Annotated in this window: 14 protein-coding genes; 9 read left to right on the top strand and 5 right to left on the bottom strand. The window is 69.0% G+C overall.

The genetic code is table 11. From position 1 onward, the window contains the following. Window positions 1-107: 107 nt before the first annotated feature. From ACIQZN_RS27265 to dnaA, 5 genes are all read right to left on the bottom strand, one after another. Window positions 108-671 (bottom strand): DUF721 domain-containing protein, encoded by a 564-nt coding sequence (locus ACIQZN_RS27265; protein WP_073966644.1) that lies wholly within the window; start codon window positions 669-671, stop codon window positions 108-110. Next, the gene (gene recF, locus ACIQZN_RS27270) at window positions 668-1,798 is read right to left on the bottom strand and encodes a DNA replication/repair protein RecF (protein WP_403999070.1); all 1,131 of its coding nucleotides are present in this window, start codon (window positions 1,796-1,798) and stop codon (window positions 668-670) included. Before recF ends, ACIQZN_RS27265 begins: the two co-directional genes overlap by 4 nt. A gap of 84 nt (window positions 1,799-1,882) precedes the next feature. Continuing rightward, window positions 1,883-2,761 carry a phosphogluconate dehydrogenase (NAD(+)-dependent, decarboxylating) gene (gene gnd / locus ACIQZN_RS27275; RefSeq protein WP_403999073.1) on the bottom strand — a complete coding sequence of 293 codons (879 nt, stop codon included), beginning with the start codon at window positions 2,759-2,761 and terminating at the stop codon, window positions 1,883-1,885. A 127-nt stretch (window positions 2,762-2,888) separates the two neighbouring features. Next, complete coding sequence (gene dnaN / locus ACIQZN_RS27280) at window positions 2,889-4,019, bottom strand: DNA polymerase III subunit beta (RefSeq protein ID WP_073966647.1); 1,131 nt, start codon at window positions 4,017-4,019, stop codon at window positions 2,889-2,891. 952 nt (window positions 4,020-4,971) lie between these two features. Continuing rightward, complete coding sequence (gene dnaA / locus ACIQZN_RS27285) at window positions 4,972-6,777, bottom strand: chromosomal replication initiator protein DnaA (RefSeq protein WP_403999076.1); 1,806 nt, start codon at window positions 6,775-6,777, stop codon at window positions 4,972-4,974. 382 nt (window positions 6,778-7,159) lie between these two features. On the opposite strand from dnaA, the gene rpmH reads away from it, so the two are divergent. From rpmH to ACIQZN_RS27330, 9 genes are all read left to right on the top strand, one after another. Then, the gene (gene rpmH / locus ACIQZN_RS27290; RefSeq protein ID WP_006348049.1) at window positions 7,160-7,297 is read left to right on the top strand and encodes a 50S ribosomal protein L34; all 138 of its coding nucleotides are present in this window, start codon (window positions 7,160-7,162) and stop codon (window positions 7,295-7,297) included. Window positions 7,298-7,318: 21 nt separating this feature from the next. Then, window positions 7,319-7,690 carry a ribonuclease P protein component gene (gene rnpA / locus ACIQZN_RS27295; protein WP_143622322.1) on the top strand — a complete coding sequence of 124 codons (372 nt, stop codon included), beginning with the start codon at window positions 7,319-7,321 and terminating at the stop codon, window positions 7,688-7,690. Then, window positions 7,687-8,046: a membrane protein insertion efficiency factor YidD gene (gene yidD, locus ACIQZN_RS27300; RefSeq protein WP_073966651.1), complete on the top strand. Its 360-nt coding sequence runs from the start codon at window positions 7,687-7,689 to the stop codon at window positions 8,044-8,046. The genes rnpA and yidD overlap by 4 nt, the downstream gene beginning before the upstream one ends. 3 nt (window positions 8,047-8,049) lie before the next feature. Next, complete coding sequence (gene yidC / locus ACIQZN_RS27305) at window positions 8,050-9,312, top strand: membrane protein insertase YidC (RefSeq protein WP_403999081.1); 1,263 nt, start codon at window positions 8,050-8,052, stop codon at window positions 9,310-9,312. A 14-nt stretch (window positions 9,313-9,326) separates the two neighbouring features. Further along, the gene (locus ACIQZN_RS27310; protein ID WP_328901164.1) at window positions 9,327-9,836 is read left to right on the top strand and encodes a R3H domain-containing nucleic acid-binding protein; all 510 of its coding nucleotides are present in this window, start codon (window positions 9,327-9,329) and stop codon (window positions 9,834-9,836) included. Between the two features lie 107 nt (window positions 9,837-9,943). Further along, the gene (rsmG, locus tag ACIQZN_RS27315; protein WP_073966654.1) at window positions 9,944-10,660 is read left to right on the top strand and encodes a 16S rRNA (guanine(527)-N(7))-methyltransferase RsmG; all 717 of its coding nucleotides are present in this window, start codon (window positions 9,944-9,946) and stop codon (window positions 10,658-10,660) included. A gap of 209 nt (window positions 10,661-10,869) precedes the next feature. Further along, window positions 10,870-11,946 carry a ParA family protein gene (locus ACIQZN_RS27320; RefSeq protein WP_073966854.1) on the top strand — a complete coding sequence of 359 codons (1,077 nt, stop codon included), beginning with the start codon at window positions 10,870-10,872 and terminating at the stop codon, window positions 11,944-11,946. Then, entirely contained in the window at window positions 11,943-13,028 is a 1,086-nt protein-coding gene (locus ACIQZN_RS27325) for a ParB/RepB/Spo0J family partition protein (protein WP_403999086.1), read from the top strand. The genes ACIQZN_RS27320 and ACIQZN_RS27325 overlap by 4 nt, the downstream gene beginning before the upstream one ends. A 163-nt stretch (window positions 13,029-13,191) precedes the next feature. Beyond that, window positions 13,192-13,809 carry a GNAT family N-acetyltransferase gene (locus tag ACIQZN_RS27330; RefSeq protein WP_403999089.1) on the top strand — a complete coding sequence of 206 codons (618 nt, stop codon included), beginning with the start codon at window positions 13,192-13,194 and terminating at the stop codon, window positions 13,807-13,809. Window positions 13,810-13,826: the final 17 nt, after the last annotated feature.

Genomic DNA, 13,826 nt, shown 5'->3' on the forward strand with positions numbered 1-13,826 from the left:
GCCCGCTCACCACCATCCGGTTTCACGTGCCACGCAATGGGCTCCCCGGACAGCCTGGACCCGGCCCAGGTCCGGCTGCGGATGCGAAAAGCCCAGGTCGCGGCGGGTCAGCCGTAGGTGTCGCCCGGGCCCGTGCTCCCCGGGGCACGCAGCGGGCCGAACCGGTGCTGCGGACCGCCGGGACCCAGCACCTTGATCATCCGCACCGTGCCGTTGCCCAGGTCCGCGTTGAGCCGGGCCACCAGCTGGGGAGCCAGCAGCCGCAGCTGCGTCGCCCAGGCCGTCGAATCGCACTGCACCGTCAGCACCCGCTGGTCCGGCTCCTCGTCATACCGCACGGGCACACAGTGCAGGGCGAGGTCGTCACCGACGATCTGCGGCCAGCGGCCCATCACCCCGCCCACCGCCGCCGGGGTCTCCCAGCCGCGCTCGGTGATCAGCCGGTTGATCGCGGCGCCCAGCGGCAACGGATCGCGGCCGTCCCGCCGCGCCCCGGAGCGCAGCCCGCCGCCGCGCCTGGCCTGCTTCTTCTGCTGCGCCGCCTCACCGCGCGCCCGCGCCTGCTCCTTCGCCGCGCGCAGGGCGACCCGGGCCAGGTCCACACCGGACGGCTCCGCCGGCTTCGCCCGGTCCTCGCCGCCCGGGGCCTTCCCCTCACCGTCGCCGCTCACACCCGCTCCACCTCGCCGGCGGACACCGCGTACCGCGTCCCCGCGAGCGCCCCTGGCACGTCGTCGTCCACCGCCGCGGTCACCAGCACCTGCTCGGCCGGCGCCACCAGCTCGGCCAGCCGCTCCCTGCGGCGGGCGTCCAGCTCGGCGAAGACGTCGTCCAGCACCAGCACCGGTTCATTGCCCTCGCCGCGCAGCAGCTCGTACGAGGCGAGGCGCAGCGCCAGCGCGTACGACCAGGACTCCCCGTGGCTCGCGTATCCCTTGGCGGGCATTCCGCGCAGGCCGAGCACCAGGTCGTCGCGGTGCGGGCCGACCAGCGTCACGCCGCGCTCGATCTCCTGCTTGCGGACCCCGGCCAGGGCCTCGATGAGCTGCTCGTACAGCTCCTCGCGCGTGCGCGCGAGGCCGGTCTCGCCGCCGACGGAGCCGCGGTAGTCCAGCGCCACCGGGCCGCCGCCGGGCGCCACGTCCCCGTACGCCTTGTCGGCCAGCGGCTGGAGCGTGGCGATCAGGTCCAGGCGCTGGGCCAGCAGCTCCGCGCCCACCCCGGCCAGATGCTGGTCCCACACGTCGAGCGTCGACAGGTCCAGGGAGCGCCCGCCGTGTCTGCGGGCCATCGCGGCGGACTTCAGCAGGGTGTTCCGCTGCTTGAGCACGCGCTCGTAGTCGGAGCGCACCCCGGCCATCCGCGGCGACCGCGCGGTGACCAGCTCGTCCAGGAACCGCCGTCGCTCGCCGGGGTCGCCCTTGACCAGGGCCAGGTCCTCCGGCGCGAACAGCACCGTCCGTACGATGCCGAGCACGTCACGGGGTCTGACCTGCGACGATCTATTGATCCGGGCGCGGTTCGCCCGGCCCGGGTTGAGTTCGAGTTCGACCAGCTGTGAGCGTTCGCCCTGGGTGACGGCGGCCCTGATCACCGCGCGCTCGGCGCCCATGCGGACGAGCGGGGCGTCGGAGGAGACGCGATGGCTGCCGAGCGTGGCGAGATAGCCGACGGCCTCCACCAGATTCGTCTTGCCCTGGCCGTTGGCGCCCACGAACACGGTGACGCCCGGGTCGAGGGACACCTCGGCCCGGGCGTACGAGCGGAAGTCGGCCAGCGACAGATGCGTGACGTGCATGATGTGCGCCGACCTTCCCGGCTTCCTGCTCCGTGCTCCTGCGGCGGGAGGGGCGGTCGGCCCCTCCCGCTCCTCGTTGCGGGGTTACTTCTTGTTCTCGACCGCGTGGCCGCCGAACTGGTTGCGCAGCGCGGCGATCATCTTCATCTGCGGGGAGTCGTCCTGGCGCGAGGCGAAGCGCGCGAAGAGCGAGGCCGTGATCGCGGGCAGCGGCACCGCGTTGTCGATGGCGGCCTCCACCGTCCAGCGGCCCTCGCCCGAGTCGGCCGCGTAGCCGCGGAGCTTGTCGAGGTGCTCGTCGTCGTCCAGGGCGTTGACCGCCAGGTCGAGCAGCCAGGAACGGATGACCGTGCCCTCCTGCCAGGAGCGGAAGACCTCGCGCACGTCGGTGACGGAGTCGACCTTCTCCAGGAGTTCCCAGCCCTCGGCGTACGCCTGCATCATGGCGTACTCGATGCCGTTGTGGACCATCTTGGCGAAGTGGCCGGCGCCGACCTTGCCCGCGTGGACCGCGCCGAAGTCGCCCTCGGGCTTCAGGGCGTCGAAGACCGGCTGGACCTTCGCCACGTCCTCGGCGTCGCCGCCGTACATGAGCGCGTAGCCGTTCTCCAGGCCCCAGACGCCGCCGGAGACGCCGCAGTCGACGAAGCCGATGCCCTTGGCGCGCAGCTCCTCGGCGTGCTTCTCGTCGTCGGTCCAGCGGCTGTTCCCGCCGTCCACGACGATGTCGCCGGGCGAGAGGAGCTCGGCCAGCTCGTCCACGGTGGACTGGGTCGCGGCTCCGGCCGGGACCATCACCCATACGACCCGGGGGCCCTTGAGGCTGCCCACAAGCTCTTCCAGGCTGTGGACGTCGGCGACATCCGGGTTGCGGTCGTAACCGATGACGGTGTGGCCTGCGCGGCGGATGCGCTCGCGCATGTTGCCGCCCATCTTGCCGAGGCCGACGAGACCGAGCTCCATCAGAGATTCCTTAGCGTTGTGCCGATTCGTACCCGCATCCGAGCCTACGCCCGGAAGGGGACAGGACGCCGGGCGTGCTCGGCGCTGAACACGCCCGTCGGGCCCCACCGGGCGGGGCCGGGGAGGGTCAGCCGGAGAGGCGGACCGGCATGATCAGGTACTTGTACGCGTCGTCCGCCTCGGCGTCCACGGCCGGGCGGCCGCTGAGCAGCGCCGGCTTGGTGGAGGTCGTGAACGAGAGCTGGGCGACCGGGGAGTCGATGGCGCTGAGGCCGTCGAGCAGGAAGGTCGGGTTGAAGGCGATCGAGATGTCGTCGCCCTCCAGCACGGCGTCGACCCTTTCCACAGCCTGTGCGTCGTCGCTGGAGCCGGCCTCCAGGATCAGGACGCCCTGCTCGAAGGTCAGCCGGACCGGGGTGTTGCGCTCGGCCACCAGGGCGACGCGCTTGACGGCCTCCACAAAGGGGGCGGTCTCGATCACCGCGACCGAGTTGAACTCGGTGGGGAAGAGCGTCCGGTACTTCGGCAGGTCGCCTTCGAGCAGTCGGGTGGTGGTACGCCGTCCGGCGCCCTCGAACCCGATGAGCCCCTCGCCCGCGCCGGAGCCGGACAGCGCCAGGGTGACCGTGTCACCGCTGGTGAGGGCCTTGGCGGTGTCCAGCAGCGTCTTGGCGGGCACCAGGGCGACGGCGGAAGCCTCCGGGTCCTCCGGCTTCCAGAGGAACTCGCGGACCGCGAAGCGGTAGCGGTCGGTGGAGGCGAGGGTGACGGTGTCGCCCTCGATCTCGATGCGGACGCCGGTCAGGACGGGGAGCGTGTCGTCGCGGCCCGCGGCGATGGCGACCTGGGCGGCGGCGGAGGCGAAGACCTCACCGGGCACGGTGCCGGTCGCGGTCGGCATCTGCGGGAGCGCCGGGTACTCCTCCACAGGAAGGGTGTGGAGTGTGAATCGCGAGGAGCCGCAGGAGACGGTCGCCCGTACACCGTCTGTGGAGATCTCCACCGGTCGGTTGGGCAGGGCGCGGCAGATGTCGGCGAGCAGCCGGCCGGAGACGAGGACGGTGCCGTCCTCCTCGACCTCGGCCTCCACCGAGACCCGGGCCGAGACCTCGTAGTCGAAGCTGGAGAAGCTGAGCGCGCCGTCCTCGGCCTTCAGCAGAAGGCCCGCGAGAACGGGCGCCGGCGGACGGGCCGGAAGGCTGCGGGCCACCCAGGCCACCGCCTCCGCGAGTACATCGCGCTCCACCCGGATCTTCACCGGAACCGCCTCCTGCTGTTTTCGCCCTGTCGGCCTTCGTCGTCGTCGGCCTTCGTCGTCTGGTCGGGTCGCTCCGCCGATGACAGGGGGAGGACGCCGGGGACCAGTCTGACGCACCGCACCGACACTCGTTGCTGCTCGGGGTCAAATCGCGGCGAGCGGCCCGGAGCGCTCCGAGGGCGAGTTGTGCACAGGGCCCACTTCGAAACGGATTCCGGGCTAACTATGGGTGGTGGTAGTAGTAGGCCCTGTGGAAACCGTGGATAACCCCGTTTTCGCAGCTCAGAGCCTGTTTTTTATCCACCGACCCTGTGGGTGGAACCGGTGGACAACCCGGACTTTCTGTGGACAGCCGGAAGTTGTGCACAACCCGTACACAGGGGAGGGCAGTTTCTCCCCAGGTCTGTCCCCAGCTTTACCCCCGTTCCCCACAGGCCAACCCTGCCTCTTGGTGTGACGCCTTTCACTCGGGCCGGTGACGGGGCCTGTCGTGTTGCCGAACAGTGGACAGCGATGTGGAGAAGCGCCCTCCTGCTGGGGAAAACGGCCTCAGACCTGTGGGCAGTCGGTGGACAACCTTGAGCGCGGCCTGTGGATGAAAATCTTGTCCACAGCCTGTGGATCATCGTTGACCACAAATCCCCAACCCGCTGAGCTGGCCCGATGTCCTCCCGAAGGTTCTGCCTGTGGATGCAGTATGGACAACTTTTGGATCCCCAGGCTGTGGAGGGAAAAAAGTGCCCGGATCTGTGGAGAACACCCGTGACCTCCCGATTAATCGAACAGAGCAGGGCCTCCGGGAGCGGACCCGGTGGACGGCCGGCCGGCGTCCGGAGCCGCGCGAAGGGGGTTGCGAGCCGCTCTTTGGGGAACACGAAAGGGCGCTGTGCGGACTCCTGACGAGTCCGCACAGCGCCCTTCGGGCACGTGCGGGGATCGGCGCGGGGCGCCGTCAGCCGTTCTTGATGCGGTTGGTGAGCTCGGTGACCTGGTTGTAGATGGAGCGCCGCTCCGCCATCAGCGCCCGGATCTTGCGGTCCGCGTGCATCACCGTCGTATGGTCCCGGCCGCCGAACTGCGCGCCGATCTTCGGCAGCGAGAGATCGGTCAGCTCGCGGCACAGGTACATGGCGATCTGCCGGGCCGTCACCAGCACCCGGCTGCGCGACGATCCGCAGAGGTCTTCCACCGTCAGGCCGAAGTAGTCCGCGGTCGCCGCCATGATGGCGGACGCCGTGATCTCGGGGGCCGTGTCCTCGCCCCCCGGGATCAGGTCCTTCAGCACGATCTCCGTGAGCCCCAGGTCCACGGGCTGCCGGTTGAGGCTCGCGAAGGCCGTCACCCGGATGAGTGCGCCCTCCAGCTCACGGATGTTGCGCGAGATGCGGGAGGCGATGAACTCCAGCACCTCCGGAGGGGCGTTGAGCTGCTCCTGCACCGCCTTCTTGCGCAGGATCGCGATCCGGGTCTCCAGCTCGGGAGGCTGTACGTCGGTGGTCAGCCCCCACTCGAAACGATTCCGCAACCGGTCCTCCAGAGTGACCAGTTGCTTCGGCGGCCGGTCGGAGGACAGCACGATCTGCTTGTTGGCGTTGTGCAGCGTGTTGAAGGTGTGGAAGAACTCCTCCTGCGTCGACTCCTTGCTCGCCAGGAACTGGATGTCGTCCACGAGAAGGATGTCGACATCGCGGTACCGCTTGCGGAAGGTGTCGCCCTTGCCGTCGCGGATCGAGTTGATGAACTCGTTGGTGAACTCCTCGGAGCTCACGTACCGCACCCGGGTGCCCGGGTAGAGGCTCCGCGCGTAGTGCCCGATGGCATGCAGCAGGTGGGTCTTGCCGAGGCCCGACTCCCCGTAGACGAACAGCGGGTTGTACGCCTTCGCGGGCGCCTCGGCCACCGCCACGGCCGCGGCGTGCGCGAAGCGGTTCGAGGCCCCGATGACGAAGGTGTCGAAGAGGTACTTGGGGTTCAGCCGGGCGTGCGGCTCGCCGGGGCCGGGGGCCGGTGCGGGCTGTGCGCCCATCGGGCCCGGGGCTCCGCCGTGGCGGCCGGTGCCGGGGCCGGGGCGGTGCTGCGGCTCCGGGAGCTCGGGGCGCTCGGAGCGGGTGCGCTCGGTGTGCTGGGGCTCGTACCCCTGGCGCTCGGGTGGCTGCTGTCGGTAGTCGTGCTGCGGGGGGCGGCCGCCGCCGTACGGCTCGCGCCACTGGTCGGCGGACGGTTCGCGGTCCTGGAATCCGCCGAGCCGGGGCTGCTGCCAGGACAGGTCCTCCTGGGTGCGCGGCCAGGCGCCGGGCTCCGGTCGCTGCTGCTGGTAGTCCGGGTAGGCGGGCCGCGCGGTGGGCATGCCGTCGTCCGCGGGCCGGCTCCCGTAGCCGTCGTACGCGTCGCCGTGCCGGCCCTCGTCGTGCTGCGGGCCCTGGTAGCGGTGGGGCGGCTGGGGGGACTGGTGCATCGGCGGCGCCGGCGGGCCCGACGGCTCGCCGGCGGAGTCGTCGACCGTGATCGCGATCCGGATGGGGCGCCCGCACTCGCGGCTCAGCGTCTCGCTGATGAGGGGGGCGAGGCGGCCTTCGAGGACCCGCTTGCCCCATTCATTGGGGACGGCGAGGAGCGCGGTGTCGGCGACCAGGGCGAGCGGCTGGCAGCGCTCGATCCACTGCTTGTCCTTCGGCTCGATGCCCTGCTGCCCCTCCCCGAGGAGCTGCTCCAGCACTCGCGGCCACACTGCGGCAAGATCGGCAGGTACGTCAGCCACAGGGCACGCTCTCTCGCTGGTCCCACGAATGTGTGGTTCTCGGGACGGTATGGGTCGGGGTGGGTGAGGACCGGCAGGCGGGAAGAAAAAGAACCGGAGTTCAGCCACGGTAGTCAGCCCGACCCGCGACGTTCAAGTCGTTGTCCACAGCCTGTGCACAATGGGGGGCCCGACAGGGTCGGTTTGACCGGATGGCGTAGCCGCGCGTACCGTGACCAGGTCGAGTTGTCGATGGCTGCTGCCGCCTGCCTCCGATGGGCAAAGATCACAATCTGTGATTGTGAATGCGGTGCACTAGGGCGTTTACGCGAGTCTCTCGTGGGCGCACGGTGACAGCCAGGCGATGTCCCGCCAACACACGAGTCATTTCTGGAGCCCCCGAGTGAGCAAGCGCACCTTCCAGCCGAACAACCGTCGTCGCGCGAAGACCCACGGCTTCCGGCTGCGTATGCGCACCCGTGCCGGCCGCGCGATTCTCGCGTCCCGCCGTAGCAAGGGTCGCGCCAGCCTGTCCGCCTGATCGCGTACAGGTCGTCATGACGTGCTGCCTTCCGAGAATCGGCTGAGGCGGCGCGAGGACTTCGCGACCGCGGTACGACGAGGACGCCGGGCCGGTCGCCCGCTCCTCGTCGTCCATCTACGAAGCGGTGCAACCGACCCGCACGTGCCTGGGGAGAACGTTCCCCCGCCGCGTGCGGGTTTCGTTGTCAGCAAAGCCGTGGGTGGTGCGGTCGTCCGCACAGCGGTGAAGCGCAGGCTTCGCCACCTGGTCCGAGAACGGCTCGCCCTGCTTCCCCCCGGTAGCCTGGTTGTCGTACGAGCGTTGCCCGGAGCGGGCGACGCCGGCCATGAACAGCTGGCCCGAGACCTGGACGCCGCCTTGCAGCGGCTGCTGGGAGGGGGCGTGCGATGAAGTACCCGCTGCTGGCTCTCATCAAGCTGTATCAGTGGACGATCAGCCCGCTTCTCGGGCCTGTCTGCCGTTACTACCCGTCGTGTTCCCACTATGGATATACGGCGATCGACCGGCACGGAGCGATCAAGGGAACGGCGCTGACAGCCTGGCGCATCCTGAGATGCAATCCGTGGTCACCCGGCGGCGTGGACTACGTACCACCACGCAAACGTCCGCGTTGGCACGAACTGCTGCGCAGCGCCATACGCGGCAGCAAGGGCGGGGACTCCGCCGCTGACGTGCCTCCCGGGGGTTCGGCCACCGAGCCTCCGAGTTCGGCCGCAGAGACTTCGCCCAATGCTCAAGGAGCCTGATTAGTGGACACGATTGCCAGTCTGTTCAGCTTCATCACGTGGCCCGTCTCCTGGGTCATCGTCCAGTTCCACAAGTTGTACGGGGCGATCTTCGGCCCCGACACGGGATGGGCCTGGGGTCTGTCCATCGTGTCCCTCGTGGTGCTCATCCGCATCTGTCTGATCCCGCTGTTCGTCAAGCAGATCAAGTCGACGCGGAACATGCAGTTGCTCCAGCCGAAGATGAAGGCGATCCAGGAGCGCTACAAGAGCGACAAGCAGCGTCAGTCCGAAGAGATGATGAAGCTGTACAAGGAGACGGGTACCAACCCGCTCTCCTCGTGCCTGCCGATCATCGCGCAGTCGCCGTTCTTCTTCGCGCTATACCACGTGCTCTCCGCGATCGCCTCGAACAAGAAGATCGGCGTCATCGACCAGTCGCTGCTGGACAGCGCCCGTCAGGCCCACATCTTCGGTGCTCCGCTGGCCGCCAAGTTCATGGACAGCGCGGAGAAGGTCGACGCCCTCGGCGCTTCGCTGACCGACGTCCGGGTCGTCACCGCGATCATGATCGTGATGATGTCGGCCTCGCAGTTCTTCACGCAGCGCCAGCTGATGACGAAGAACGTCGACCTGACGGTCAAGACGCCGTACATGCAGCAGCAGAAGATGCTGATGTACATCTTCCCGCTGATCTTCGCGGTCATGGGCATCAACTTCCCCGTCGGTGTCCTCGTCTACTGGCTCACCACGAACGTCTGGACCATGGGTCAGCAGATGTACGTGATCAACCAGAACCCGACGCCGGGCAGCAAGGCCCAGGAGCAGTACCTCGGACGCGTGCTGAAGAGCGTCACGACGCACGGCGAGGTCCGTGGCCGGACCCGGCGCAACACCGTCAAGCGGATCGTGGCCAAGGGACCGGACCGCAATGACATCGAGCGGAAGTTCGTCGTCGGACTGGCCAAGCTGGGGCTCGCTCCCCAGGAGGACGGCTCGGTGGCCAAGAGCGACACCGCCGTCGCCGAGGCCGAGGGCGGAGCCCAGCAGCGCCGTCAGCAGCCCAAGCGGCAGACGAAGTCGCAGCGCCAGACCGGTGCGGCCCACCAGGGCGGAGCCAGGGACGACGACTCCGACGAGCCGGCGCCCAAGCCTTCCCTGAAGAAGAGCACCGCGCAGGACGACAAGTCGAAGCCGGCGGGCAAGACCGCGTCCGGCTCCTCACGCCAAGCCAAGTCCGGACAGCGCAAGGGCCCGCAGCGGCCCAAGCACCCGTCCAAGAAGTAAGAAGGAGTCCATCCGTGACGGAAGGCACCATCTCCACGGCCGCTGAGGGCAGCGACACCCTGACCCGCCTTGAGCAGGAAGGGGAGATCGCAGCGGACTACCTTGAGGGGCTGCTCGACATCGCCGACCTCGACGGTGACATCGACATGGACGTCGAGGCGGACCGGGCCGCGGTCTCGATCATCAGCGACTCGGCGCGCGAGCTGCAGAAGCTCGTGGGGCGCGACGGCGAGGTCCTGGAGGCGCTCCAGGAGCTGACGCGGCTCGCCGTGCACCGGGAGACCGGTGACCGGAGCCGTCTGATGCTGGACATCGCCGGGTTCCGGGCCAAGAAGCGCACGGAGCTCGCCGAGCTGGGTGCCAAGGCGGCGGACGAGGTCAAGAGCACCGGTGAGCCGGTGAAGCTGGACCCGATGACGCCGTTCGAGCGCAAGGTCGTGCACGACGCGGTCGCCGCCGCGGGCCTGCGCAGCGAATCGGAGGGCGAGGAGCCGCAGCGCTTCGTCGTCGTCCTGCCGGCCTGACCGGCTCCTTACCTGTCGGCCCCGTCTGTTCGCAGGCGGGGCCGATCTTTGTCAGCCTGATAGACAGCCACCATGGTGCGTAGTGCGGTATGGAAGGACGGTCCCCCGTGACGGAGGAAGTAGCGCTTCCCCAGGCGCCCGACGAGGCTCGGGAAGTATTCGGTGAGTGCTTTCCCGAGGCTGTCCGGTACGCGGAACTGCTGGCGGACGCGGGGGTCACACGCGGTCTGATCGGGCCGCGCGAGGTTCCGCGTCTGTGGGAGCGGCACCTGCTGAACTGCGCGGTGCTCTCCGAGGTCGTTCCCGAGGGGGTCACGGTCTGCGATGTGGGGTCCGGGGCCGGGCTCCCGGGCATTCCCCTGGCGCTGGTGCGCCCGGACCTGAAGATCACCCTCCTGGAACCGCTGCTGCGGCGGACGAACTTCCTCCAGGAGGTCGTGGAACTGCTGGGGCTCGATCATGTGACGGTGGTCCGGGGCCGGGCCGAGGAGGTACTCGGTTCCCTGCAACCGGTGCATGTGGTGACCGCCCGGGCGGTGGCCCCGCTGGACCGGCTGGCCGGCTGGGGTGTGCCCTTGCTGCGTCCGTACGGCGAGATGCTCGCGCTCAAGGGCGACACCGCCGAGGAGGAGATCAACGGTGCTCGGGCCGCGCTCAGCAAGCTGGGTGTGGTGGACACCGAGGTGCTGCATGTCGGCGAGGGCGTGGTCGACCCGACGTCCACCGTGGTCCGCGTGGTGGTCGGCGAGAGCCCGGGCGGTGTGAGGTTCGCCGCAAAGCGAGCCAAGGCAGCCCGGACCAGCCGGACGCGTCGTCGTCGCTGAGCCCTTCGCGGAGTGTCGTGTCTCCGTAGCTACGCTGCGGAGGCATCGTGTTTCACGTGAAACGTCGTTCTCTGCTGCATGGAATCATCGGCCGCGGTCATGAGGCGGCCGCCCCTCCCCATCGCAGGCCCGTTAGGGCTACGGAGTTGTCCACAGAAGTGGTTTCATCCACAGAAGAGCGGGCCTCGCTGGTTCACGACCCCGAAACCATGACAGGCTCTGCTCATTGCGAGCCTGAAGTCGAGGAGAGTGAATCCTTGCGGTCCGACGCCAACATCGCGGGGCCGATGACCGATCCGGTCCCCGGCCCCCGAACCGAGTCGGTGGGGAACGGTGTTTCACGTGAAACACCGCCGCCGATGGACGACACACCCATCGGTCGTGCGGCCCAGCTGGCAGTGGAGGCCCTTGGCCGAGCCGGCGAGGGGCTGCCACGGCCCGAGCAGACCCGCGTCATGGTCGTGGCCAACCAGAAGGGCGGGGTGGGCAAGACCACCTCGACGGTCAACCTCGCCGCGTCGCTGGCACTGCACGGGGCACGGGTCCTGGTGGTGGACCTGGACCCGCAGGGCAACGCCTCGACGGCTCTGGGCATCGATCATCACGCCGAAGTTCCCTCGATCTATGACGTTCTGGTGGAGAGCAGGCCGCTCTCCGACGTGGTTCAGCCCGTCCCGGACGTCGAAGGTCTCTTCTGCGCCCCGGCCACCATCGATCTCGCCGGTGCGGAGATCGAGCTGGTGTCGCTGGTGGCGCGGGAGAGTCGACTCCAGCGCGCCATCCAGGCGTATGAGCAGCCGCTGGATTACATCCTGATCGACTGCCCGCCCTCGCTGGGCCTGCTGACGGTCAACGCACTGGTGGCCGGTGCGGAGGTGCTGATCCCCATTCAGTGCGAGTACTACGCGCTGGAGGGGCTCGGACAGCTCCTGCGGAATGTCGAGCTGGTACGGGGGCACCTCAACCCCGATCTCCATGTCTCGACCATCCTGCTCACCATGTACGACGGCCGGACCCGGCTGGCGTCGCAGGTGGCGGAAGAGGTTCGCAGCCACTTCGGCAAGGAGGTGCTGAGGACCAGCATCCCCCGGTCTGTTCGCATCTCCGAGGCTCCGAGTTACGGGCAGACCGTGCTCACGTACGACCCCGGGTCCAGCGGGTCGCTGTCGTACCTCGAAGCGGCTCGCGAGATCGCGCTGCGAGGGGTTGGGGTCCACTACGAGGGACAGCACGCCCACACGGGCGGTTCGATCAGTCAGCAGAGCAATTCGGAGGGGATCCAGTGAGTGAGCGTCGTCGAGGGTTGGGGCGAGGGCTCGGTGCCCTGATCCCAGCCGCTCCGCAGGAGAAGCAGCTGTCGTCCGCCGGTTCCGGGGCTTCCTCGCCCGTACTGACCACGGAGCGGGGTGTGGCCGCTGCCAAGGTGACCACGCTCGGGGCCAATCCCGTCGTGCCCGAGCCGAGCTCGCCGGTTTCGGGGACCGAGCCGACGGTCTCGGCCGATGTGGCCGGGGCGTACTTCGCCGAGGTGCTGCTCGACTCCATCACGCCGAACCCGCGTCAGCCGCGTGAGGTCTTTGATGAGGACGCGCTGGCGGAGCTGGTCACCTCCATCAAGGAGGTCGGTCTTCTCCAGCCGGTCGTGGTCCGCAAGATCGGGGCCGACCGCTTCGAGCTCATCATGGGCGAGCGCCGCTGGCGGGCCTGCCGCGAGGCGGGTCTGGAGCGCATCCCGGCGATTGTCCGGGCCACGGACGACGAGAAGCTTCTCCTGGACGCCCTCCTGGAGAACCTGCATCGGGCTCAGCTGAACCCGCTGGAGGAGGCGGCCGCCTACGACCAGCTGCTCAAGGACTTCAAGTGCACGCATGACCAGCTGGCGGACCGGATCGGCCGTTCCCGGCCGCAGGTGTCCAACACCCTGCGTCTGCTGAGGCTCTCCCCTCCGGTGCAGCGCAGGGTCGCCGCCGGGGTGCTGTCGGCGGGTCACGCGCGTGCCCTGCTGTCGGTGGACGACTCCGAGGAGCAGGACAAGCTGGCCCATCGCATCGTGGCCGAAGGGCTTTCGGTGCGTGCGGTCGAAGAGATCGTGACGCTCATGGGCTCCCGGCCCACGAGCGCCAAGAAGGCCAAGGGCCCCCGGGCCGGGGCGCGGCTCTCCCCGGCGCTCTCCGACCTGGCGACGCGGCTCTCGGACCGGTTCGAGACCCGGGTAAAGGTCGACCTGGGGCAGAAGAAGGGCAAGATCGTCGTCGAGTTCGCCTCGATGGAGGACCTGGACCGCATCCTCGGCAGTCTCGCCCCGGGCGAGGGCCGGGTGCTGGACCGCGCTGCCTCCGAGGAGCCGGCCGAGGACGACGAGGGCTGACACGCGCCGAACGACGCGAGGGCGGGCTGTTTCCGGTTCACGGATTACAGCCCGCCCTTTGCTCTGTCACGGTGTCCGCTTGATCTGGCGGTGGTTACGATGCGTTCTGGCAGTGCATTTCCGTCCATGACGCAGTGGGCGAGAGAAGTGAGGAACAGCCTTCATGGGGCGTCGGCTCGTACCGCTCACGCTGGACAACCTCTCCGACCTTCCCCGGCGCTGCCGCTCCTGTGTCTTCTGGGAGCTCGACCCGGTCAGCGGGGACGCCGCCGTCAAGAGCGGGACATCCGACCGGGAGAAGGAGGCGTGGATCTCCGGGGTTCTCCTGGAGTGGGGCTCCTGCGGGCGGGTGGTCTACGTCGATGACGTGCCGGCCGGCTTCGTGCTCTACGCACCGCCCGCATACGTGCCGCGTGCCACCGCCTTCCCGACGAGCCCCGTCTCCCCCGATGCCGTTCAGCTGATGACCGCGCTGATCATGCCGGGCTACCGGGGTCAGGGGCTGGGCCGCGTCATGGTGCAGACCGTTGCCAAGGACCTGATCCGGCGGGGCTTCAAGGCGATCGAAGCCTTCGGTGATGCCCGGTGGAAGGAGTCGGCCTGCGTGCTGCCTGCCGACCATCTTCTGGCGGTGGGGTTCAAGACGGTGCGCCCGCACCCGGTGCACCCTCGGCTGCGGCTGGAACTGCGTACGACGCTCTCCTGGAAGGAAGACGTCGAGCTGGCCCTGGACCGGCTCCTGGGAGCGGTACAGAAGGAGCCTGCGCTGCGGCCGTTGTGAGACGCGCTCAACGCCGC

Origin of the sequence: Streptomyces sp. NPDC097595 (assembly GCF_044761525.1) — a bacterium.
Classification (GTDB): Bacteria; Actinomycetota; Actinomycetes; order Streptomycetales; family Streptomycetaceae; genus Streptomyces; species Streptomyces drozdowiczii_A.

Excerpts from the sequence above, each read along its gene's own strand:
- recF (WP_403999070.1), bottom strand. The coding sequence starts at position 1,798 with ATGCACGTCACGCATCTGTCGCTGGCCGACTTCCGCTCGTACGCCCGG.
- gnd (WP_403999073.1), bottom strand. The coding sequence starts at position 2,761 with ATGGAGCTCGGTCTCGTCGGCCTCGGCAAGATGGGCGGCAACATGCGC.
- yidD (WP_073966651.1), top strand. The coding sequence starts at position 7,687 with ATGAAGTACCCGCTGCTGGCTCTCATCAAGCTGTATCAGTGGACGATC.
- ACIQZN_RS27320 (WP_073966854.1), top strand. The coding sequence starts at position 10,870 with ATGACAGGCTCTGCTCATTGCGAGCCTGAAGTCGAGGAGAGTGAATCC.
- ACIQZN_RS27330 (WP_403999089.1), top strand. The coding sequence starts at position 13,192 with ATGGGGCGTCGGCTCGTACCGCTCACGCTGGACAACCTCTCCGACCTT.